This window comes from Nodosilinea sp. LEGE 07298, from assembly GCF_015207265.1.
GTDB lineage: Bacteria > Cyanobacteriota > Cyanobacteriia > Phormidesmidales > Phormidesmidaceae > Nodosilinea.
The window spans coordinates 1-8,621 of record NZ_JADEXE010000279.1 but is presented as its reverse complement, the minus strand read 5'-3'; the positions used below and the strand labels follow the sequence as shown (position 1 = coordinate 8,621).

General features: G+C 57.4%; 6 protein-coding genes. 1 reads left to right on the top strand and 5 read right to left on the bottom strand.

Translation table 11 applies throughout. From position 1 onward, the window contains the following. Positions 1–769: class I SAM-dependent RNA methyltransferase (locus IQ273_RS26435; RefSeq protein ID WP_194026126.1), on the bottom strand; the 769-nt coding region annotated here is incomplete at its 3' end. A 279-nt stretch (positions 770–1,048) separates the two neighbouring features. On the opposite strand from IQ273_RS26435, the gene infC reads away from it, so the two are divergent. Further along, positions 1,049–1,534: a translation initiation factor IF-3 gene (gene infC / locus IQ273_RS26430; protein ID WP_194026127.1), complete on the top strand. Its 486-nt coding sequence runs from the start codon at positions 1,049–1,051 to the stop codon at positions 1,532–1,534. Between the two features lie 68 nt (positions 1,535–1,602). On the opposite strand, the gene IQ273_RS26425 is transcribed toward infC, so the two are convergent. From IQ273_RS26425 to IQ273_RS26410, 4 genes are all read right to left on the bottom strand, one after another. After that, positions 1,603–2,007 (bottom strand): response regulator, encoded by a 405-nt coding sequence (locus tag IQ273_RS26425; protein ID WP_194026125.1) that lies wholly within the window; start codon positions 2,005–2,007, stop codon positions 1,603–1,605. Continuing rightward, positions 2,004–4,838: an ATP-binding protein gene (locus IQ273_RS26420; RefSeq protein ID WP_194026124.1), complete on the bottom strand. Its 2,835-nt coding sequence runs from the start codon at positions 4,836–4,838 to the stop codon at positions 2,004–2,006. Before IQ273_RS26420 ends, IQ273_RS26425 begins: the two co-directional genes overlap by 4 nt. A gap of 22 nt (positions 4,839–4,860) precedes the next feature. Beyond that, entirely contained in the window at positions 4,861–7,383 is a 2,523-nt protein-coding gene (locus IQ273_RS26415) for a response regulator (RefSeq protein WP_194026123.1), read from the bottom strand. Positions 7,384–7,571: 188 nt separating this feature from the next. Further along, a partial coding sequence (locus IQ273_RS26410) for a site-specific integrase (protein WP_194026122.1) occupies positions 7,572–8,621 on the bottom strand: 1,050 nt, incomplete at its 5' end.

Here is an 8,621-nt window from a genome sequence, read left to right as displayed (position 1 = left end):
CTCCCACCCAGGTCCCTAGCTCTAGCTTGCGGCTCGCTTCCGCCTCCTGGTAAAGCTCATCCCACAGATCGCCGTCAAAATCGGGCCAGGTGTGAAAACCAAATTCTTCTCGAAACAGACCTGGAGCAACGTTTAACGCTATCAGGCTGGCCTCTAGAGGCAGCGTACCCGACCCACAGAGGGGGTCAAGCAGGGGCACATCGCCAGGCCAGTCGGTCAGCGTCACCAAGGCGGCCGCTAGCGATTCTTTGAGCGGTGCAGCCCCTACGGCAGGGCGATAGCCACGGCGATGCAGGCTGCTGCCCGAGCTATCGAGGCTAACGGTGCAGATGTCGGCTTGCAGGTGCACATTCAGCCGCACCTCGGGGTGCTGGGTATCGATGGTCGATCGCTCGCCCCAGTGCTGGCGCTGCTGATCTACTACCGCATTTTTGACCTGTAGGGCGTTGAAATGGGTGTGGTTAAGGCTGCGGTTTTTGCCGGTGGCATCGACGGCGAAGGTGGTTTCAGGCGGCAGGTAGGGTCGCCAGTCAATGGCTTGAATGCCTCGGTAAAGGTCATCAGCGTCGTAGCAAGGGAACTCAGCCAGCTTGACCAAGACCCGAAAGGCCAACCGCGACCACAGATTAACCCGGTACAGCAGGGCGCGATCGCCCGTAAAAGCCACCCCGCAAAATCCTGGCTCGACCTGCTGAGCCCCTAAATTTTTCAGTTCGGTGGCGGCTAAGGCCTCTAGCCCACGGGCCACGGTGGCGAAATATAGGGCCATGGAGCCTCCTCTATTTTTTTGCTTTATATCCTTAGTTAGATGTCCGGAGCGGCGGGATCAAACCCAGGCTTGATAAGGCATTTACCGTTTTGTTAAGACCGGATATTTAGACACAGCTCTAGCCTAAAAGCTAGGCTATTCTATGGATATCCTGATGGAGATATCTTGATGGATAATACCCTTCTAGGGGTACGGCTGCTTGGTCGAGCAGCCCGGCAGACATCTATGTTCCTGCCATCTTCCAGGCCAACTGTCGAATTTTGAGAGGAGGAAAGACTTATTTCTAAGACGCAACTGGTAAACCGGCAAATTCGCTCACCTCAGGTGTTCCTGATCGATCAGGAGAACCAAAATCGGGGTCTCATCGATACTCGCGAAGCGCTTACGCTGGCCGAGGATGCAGGACTTGACCTGGTGGTGGTTTCTAACGGCAAAGATGCGCCTGTGGCCAAAATTTTGGACTACGGCAAGCTTCAGTACCAGCAGAGTAAGCGGCAGAAGCAAAGCTCTAAGCCGTCTTTGAAAGAAGTCAAGCTGCGCCCCAACGTGGGTGAGTCTGACTACCAACTCCGCATTCGGCGATCGGTCGAGTGGCTCTCGAAGGGAGACTCGGTTAAGTTTTTGGTGCGCCTGCGTGGGCGTGAGCACCAGCACCGCGATCGCGCCGGAGAGCTGCTTGAGAGAATCGTGAAAGATATCGGCGACGCCGGTAAAGTCCAGGCTCTCGACAAAAAGGCCCTGGTTCTCATGATTACCCCGGCATAAAGGCGACGATTGTTTGCCCGTCCTAGTTGCTTGTCCAGACTCGGTCAAGGGCAAATAGTCGTTCGCCTTTACAAGATGCCATCCTTAGCTGTAGGGTCAATGGTCCAGCCTAGAAGCTGCGCCACCTGTTTCCATACCGTGACTGGGTTAAAGGGTTTAGCAATCACCCCGGCTACACCTAGGGTCGCAAATCGTTCGCGATCGCTGGGCAGCACCTTGGCCGTTAGCAAAATCACCGGTATGGCCTGGGTCTTGGGTTTAGCCTGAAGCTCGCTATACACAGCAAAGCCATCCATATCGGGCATCGATATATCTAGCAAAATGGCATCCCAGGGGGCGGCGATCGCCTTTTGCACGCCAGCCAGGCCCGAGCCCGCACTGTCGGTTTGCCAGCCGCCGAACTCTTCCAGCGATAGGCAAACAACCTCCCGAATATCCAGCTCGTCATCAATCACTAAAATACGCTTGCTCATAACGTCTTTAGGGGCAGCGTGAAGTAAAAGGTACTTCCTTGGCCTAGCTGGCTCTCTGCCCAGATCGCCCCACCGTGCTGCTCCACAATCTGCTTACAAATCGCTAACCCTAGCCCGGTGCCGCTTCGCTGGCGTGAGTCCGATACATCCACCTGCTGAAAGCGCTCAAAAATAAGCTCCAGACGATCGGGTGGAATACCTCGGCCCTGGTCTCGAACGGCCACCTGGAGAAAGGTCTGAGGCGGCAAGGGTTGGCGCAAAGATTCAGGCAATGCGCTTTTATCCTCAGAGACTGGACAGGCAACAACCTCCGTCATCAGCCAGATTTCACTGCCCGGCTCAGAAAATTTAATCGCATTGCCCAGCAGGTTAGTGAGCGTCTGCACAATGGCATCCGGGGCAGCCATCACCGTAGCGCTAAAGGGTACGGTATGCAGGGCTACACCAGCCTCTACGGCGATCGCCTCTACCCCATTCACCGCCAGCGCAATCAAATCTTTAATCTGACAGGGCTCTAGCCCAAGGTCTATGCGGCCCGAGGTAAGCCGCTCCAGGTCGAGAATATCGTTGACCAACCGAATAAGCCGTTCGGTGTTGTTGAGGGCCATGTGCAGCATTTGCTGAGCCTTTTGGGGCCGGTTGTGCAACACTCCCGACTCTAAAATGCCGAGGGCACCCCGAATAGCCGTCAAAGGGGTGCGCAGCTCGTGGCTGACAATTGAGATGAATTCATCCTTGAGTTGGTCGACCTTGTGGCGATCGCTAATGTCGCGCACCACCACCAAAACCTCATCCGGCGTCACTGGAATAATCCGCGCTTCTTCGCAAAAGACCTGGCCCTGATCGATAAATTCGTACTCCTGTCGCTGAATGGTATCCGTAGCTAAAGCCTGCTCTACACACCGCTGTCGTTCTTGGGCCAGTGGTTCCGGCAGATTGTCGTACATGGTGGCCTTGTAGAGACTGGTTTTGTCGCCAATCCAGTGCACCGCCTCCAGGTTGTAGATTTCCCGTGGCAGACCGTCACGGCCCAGCCGCATCAGCAGATCAGGAATTGCATTAATCAGCGCCTGCTTAGTAATTTCGCTAGCGTACAGAGAGGCGGTTTGCTCAGCTACCTGATGCTCTAGCTCACGCTGGTAGTTGGCCCGCAGCTGCTCCGCCTGCTGTCGTTCGGTAATGTCTTGAAAGGTATTGATAGAGTAGACGACCTGCCCCTGGCCATTGAACACGGGGATAGTGTGCACCTCTAACGGCATCCGCCGCTCGCCGGTATCGACTTCAATATCATCGGTGTAGGCCGTTTCGCCACGCAGCCCTCGCACCACTGGCAACTCGGCAGTCGGGTACAGATCATGGCTACCGGCCCGGTAAAGCCGATAGGTTTCTGCCAGTTGTTCAGCACTGGCCAGAGCAATACCATTGGTCAGCAGCTCCTTGCCCTTGGCGTTGAGAAACAGCATTTGCCCCGTCTGGTCATGGACACTAATGGCCACAGGTACGCCGTTTAGAAAAGTAGCCAGCGTATTTTCCCTGTCTTTGAGATTTTGAAACGACCCTACCAGCTGCCCCACCATATGGTCAAACCCCTGGCGCAGTGCCTCTACCTCTCGAATGCGGCTGGGCTGGGTAGGGGGTACCACAGCCATGCCGCTGTTAAAGGCCTGAGTAGCCTGCTGAAGCGACAAGATCGGTTGGGTAATATACTCCGCTGTCCATAGCCCAAGCCCAATCGCCCCCATAAGCGCCAGGGCACACAGCAACGCTGTGCGGGCGACGTTGGCATAGATGTTAACCATAAACTCAGAGTTGGGGATGACGGTCACCAAAATCCAGTTCAGCTCTCCCCCCAGGGGAGTTGCTTTGACAAAATATCGATGACCATCCAGCCGCAGCTCCGAAAAAGCGGGGCTCTGAATACGGCTTAGGGCCTGGTGCTGATCTAGTAGGGTTTGGGCGACGGCGCGGGTCAGACTATTGGTGCTCTGACTCACTGATAGGCGGCGAGGTTGCACCGCGACATTTTGGGCATGATCGCCCTTTGCCTGGAGGTCAAAGGGCAAATCTTCCGCAGAGGTAGCGACCAAATCGCCATTGGGCTCCATCAAAAACAGCTGTCCCCGCCGCCCAGACATGGTGCTTTGCATAAAATTACCGAGTTCTGCCAGCGACACACCAGTGCTAATCACTCCCTCTAGCTGCCCCGCCTCACTATGAATTGGCATAAACCGCACCATGATCAGCTGCGGCCGGTCAACCCCCTGACTGAGAGATACCACCAAGCGCCATAGCCCAGCTGGCGACTGCTGAGCAGCGCTGTACCAAGGATCGCCAGGGGGATCGCGTTGGGGGTCGTAGTCAAACCTAGGCGGATCCAGAACAGCTAGATTCTGCCCTTCGCGATCGATGCGGTAGCGGTAGAGGGCTCCGTCATTGACGGTGATGTTGCGGCGGCGCAGTATCAAGTCCCCATTGTCTAAACGAGCGACATTTAAAAAAGCGCCCGCCTGGTTGGCCATAGCCAGACCCTCAAGCTCAGGAAGTAGCTTGAGCTGTTGGATAAAATGCCCCTCCAGAGCAGCCAGGTCGGTGCTGCTAAACTGCCCCTGCTGCACCAAATGGGCATTCACTATCGTGATGAGTTGGGGCGTTTTGATGTAGTCCGACAAGCTTTCTTCGACTCGCTGGCTGGTTTCGGCCATCAGCTGGCTAACCATAGCCTGCACCGCCCGCTGACCGCTGCGATACGACAGGTAGCCCACTACTCCAGTAATACCGATAATCTGGAGCAAAAAGGGAACAATCAGCAGATTTCGCAGGGAAAACTTCATGTCGGACCAGGCCCAGTTCAAATCAGCACATCGGGTACAGGCAGAAGGTGTTGCCGCCCCTTACCTTGGCGTCTTGCAGGGCTTGGTCAGCAGTTTTGAGCAGGTGATCACTCGACAGGGTCTTGGTGGGCGTGGTACCGCCAATGCCCAGGCTGAGAGTAATATGCTCGGCGGTGGCAGCAGGGCAAGGAATTTTGAGATCGCTAACCGCCTGCTGCATACGCGAAACGACCCGGAGGGCTCCATCTAGATTGGTATTGGGCAGCACCACCGCAAATTCTTCATCGCCGCAGCGGGCCACCAGATCAATATTGGGATTAATGGTGCGGTGTAGGGTACGGGCAATGCGCCGCAGAGCAGCATCCCCGGCCTGCTGGCCGTAGATCTGGTAGTAGGGTCTCAGGTGGTCTGGGCTACACAAAATAAGCGAGATAGGAGCCTGGTCTTGGCAATGGCGCTCCCACTGCTGCTGCAAAAAGGCATCAAAATGGGGGCCATTGGCGACCTGCGTCAGGAGATCGGTGGTGTTTTGCTGATCCCAGTAAAGAGCCTGGCGGTGGCGCATTTGCTCGATTTGCTGGCGCAGCCGCGATCGCTCAATCCGGCTCAGCACCCGCGTTACTAGCTCTGGCCCCACAATCGGCTTGCCAATCAAATCGTCGCCTCCCACTTCAAACACCTGGCGCACGGTAACCGTATCGGGATGGGCCGCCACCATCAAAATCGGCAGGTTGCCAAACCGCGAGTCTTGGCGCACCACCTGGCACAGGTCGATGCCGCTAAAGGTCGGCATTTCTAAGGCCAGCAGCAGTAGGTCGGGCTGGGTTTGCCGCAGTACCTCCCAAAACTGACTGGGGTCGCCTAGCTCGGTAACCTGTAACCCCCAGGGGGTGAGTAGTTCGGTAATGGCTGCGCAGGTCACCGGGTCGTTGTCGACCACCATAACCTGCGATTCGGGAGCCTGAGCGTCGGGCAAGAGTTGATCGAGGCTGTCGAATACCTGGCGAGGGGTGGCTGGGGCCACCAGGTAGCGATCGCCCTGCAGTCGGGCCACCTGCACACGCTCCTCCAAGCTTTCGTGGCACGTTAATACCATCACGGGCAGCCGAGGGTAGCGATGCTTCACCTCCCGCAGCGGGGCCAGTTTGTCGGCTAGGGCTGCCTCCTGATCAAGGGTCATCACCACCGCCTCGGCCCTACCCTGGGCCAATACCTGCATGAGTTCAGTCAGACTAGTGGCTCGATCGAGGTGCCAGCCCCGATCGACAGCGTCGGTCTGAAGACGATTGAGCAACTCCGGCTCCACCGACAGCGCTACCCCCCAATGGCGAACCACTGGGGCAGTATTCGCTGGGCTATTTGCCACTACATCGGGCGATCGCTCCGGTAATCGTTCAGGGGGCTTAGGGGTCAGGGCGAGGGTTTGTTTCAGGGCCAGCAGCGATCGCGAAATCTGGTCAATTTGGTGCGTTTGTAGAGCGCTATCGCCCAATAGCTGCTCAATCTGGCGGGCATGGGTCGACCCTTCTTCATAGCCAAAGGTACCCAGCCCTCCAGCCAGACGGTGAGCCTCGTCCTGGGCAATGACGCGCTGTTGGGGAGGTAAGTCTCCGGCCTGGAGCGATCGTACCGCCGCTTCTACCAGCGCCAGCCGCGCCTGTAGCGAGGCCTGAAACCGAGCCGCGATCGCCTCCAGAGATGCAGTCTTCCCTGCGCCCTCTGGGACTATCGAGATCCGCTCTGCCCCTGGACCAGAGACCGACTGTTGAACGGCTCCGTTAATCCCACGCGCTCCATGAGAGCCACCTGCGTCAAGCGATCGCAGCGCTGTTTCTACGCGGACTGCCGTTTCGGCCAAATTATTCGAGGGCAAATCACGAAGACGATAGCCCAAGCCGTACACCGTCTGAATCACGTTTTCAACCACACCACTGCGCCTGAGGCGGTTGCGCAAATCCTTCACTAGATTGGTCACCGCCCCCTCAGTGGGTGAATCATCGATGGTCCATAGGTGGTCGAGAATGGTGCTACGGCTAAATACCCGCTGGGGATGACGCAAAAACAACTCCAGCAGGCTGTACTCTTTGGGCGTTAGAGGCACCACCTGGTCACCGTAGGTCACCTGAGCCAGGGTAGGGTCAAGGCACAGCTGACCCCACACTAGCGATGGAATCATCGTTGCCCGTGCCCCCCGTCGCAGCAGAGCGCGAATGCGAGCCAGCACCTGCGATACCTCAAAGGGCTTGGTCACGTAGTCATCCGCACCAGCGTCCAGCCCGGTAATGACGTCTTCATCCCCAGACTGGGCTGTGAGCATCAAAATAGGGGTCGATAACCCCTGACTCCGCAGCTGGCGGCACAGGCTAAGGCCATCTAGGCGGGGAATATTGACATCGAGCAAAATCAGGTCGTAGTTCCACAGCACCGCTAACTCCTGGGCAGTAATGCCATCGGCAGTTTGCTCAACGGTGTAGCGGGCCGCTGTCAGGTGAAACACCAGCAGGTCTCGGGTGGATAGGTCATCCTCAACAAGTAAAATTTTCATGGTGAGGCACATCCCTACGGCATAGATGGCATCGTCAGCTTGGGACTGCGGGTACCACTCTGCCAGAGCTAAAACATCAGCATCCTTGAGCTAAATCTATAGGCACAAACTATTTCGTGATGGTTCTTAGCATATCGTTAAGTTTCAATCTTCTCTACCCAAAGTGGCTTACATGTGCTGCTGAGATGCTATATGGGAGCCTGCCAGGGGTGCTGCTGTAGGGCGGTCTGCACCGCCTGGCGCTGATCACGGTGAGTAATCCAGCGGTGGTAGGTGCGGTTGTGAATGGCAACCGAGTGGCCCATCATGTGAGCCGCCACCGTATCGGGTAAACCAAAGTGAATGGTACGCACCGCCCAGGCGTGGCGCAGGTCGTAGGGTGAGAAAGGCACTCCGTAGCGCTTAAACTGAATCGCCACCTGCTGGCCAACCCGCTGTAGCGTCGTCGTCGTCAGGTCGGTATTGATGGGCGGCAGATGGCCCTGGCGCAGACTAAATCGATCGACCCATTCGGGGTAAAAGGGCCACACATCGTGAAGGCCCGTTTTGGTGGTTTCGAGCACGGTAATGCGGCCCTCGGGGTCGCCCCGATGCAGTCCCTGATAGTCGCAGAAAAACACCTCGTGGTTGCGCAAGCCGTAGGTGGCCATGACCCCATACACGTAGCGCCAAGCCGGGTTAGGGATGCGATCGCACCACTCAACAATGACCTCGTCGGAGGGCAACAGCCGTCGCTGGGCCTTACCGCTGCCGTACTGACCGCCCAGCTTGTCAATCTCCTCAGACAGCGCCACCCCTTGAAAGTCGGCAAAGGCCTTCAGAGCCGTGCAGGCCACCTGGCGGCTGCGCGAGTGGGTCGGTAGAGCTTTGAGCGTAGCGACAATAGCCGCCTCCAAAGACTGCCGGGGCTGCTGTTCGGTCTGGGCCAGGAGCTTCTTGAGGTAGGGGGCATAGGCTTTCTCCCAGGTGGTTTTGCGCGAGGCCAGGGCGGCGGCACCGGGGCCAGCACGGGCCAGCACATCAGCCTCAAACTGGGCCACCCACTCGGCTAGGGGTACGCTTTCGGGCGGTAGCTCTTCGGCCTGAGGCAGGTAATCAGCCCAGCTAAACCGCCGCTCAATTAGCTGGGCAGCAATCACCTTGGCCTCTCGCTCGATCTGCTTCAGCCCGGCGGCGGTAGCAGGCAGCTTGAGGGGAATGCGCTGCTGGTGGGGGCGAGTCTTGGTGCTCTCGGGGCG

Coding starts and splice junctions, on each gene's coding strand:
- IQ273_RS26425 (WP_194026125.1), bottom strand. CDS start 2,007: ATGAGCAAGCGTATTTTAGTGATTGATGACGAGCTGGATATTCGGGAG.
- IQ273_RS26420 (WP_194026124.1), bottom strand. CDS start 4,838: ATGAAGTTTTCCCTGCGAAATCTGCTGATTGTTCCCTTTTTGCTCCAG.
- IQ273_RS26415 (WP_194026123.1), bottom strand. CDS start 7,383: ATGAAAATTTTACTTGTTGAGGATGACCTATCCACCCGAGACCTGCTG.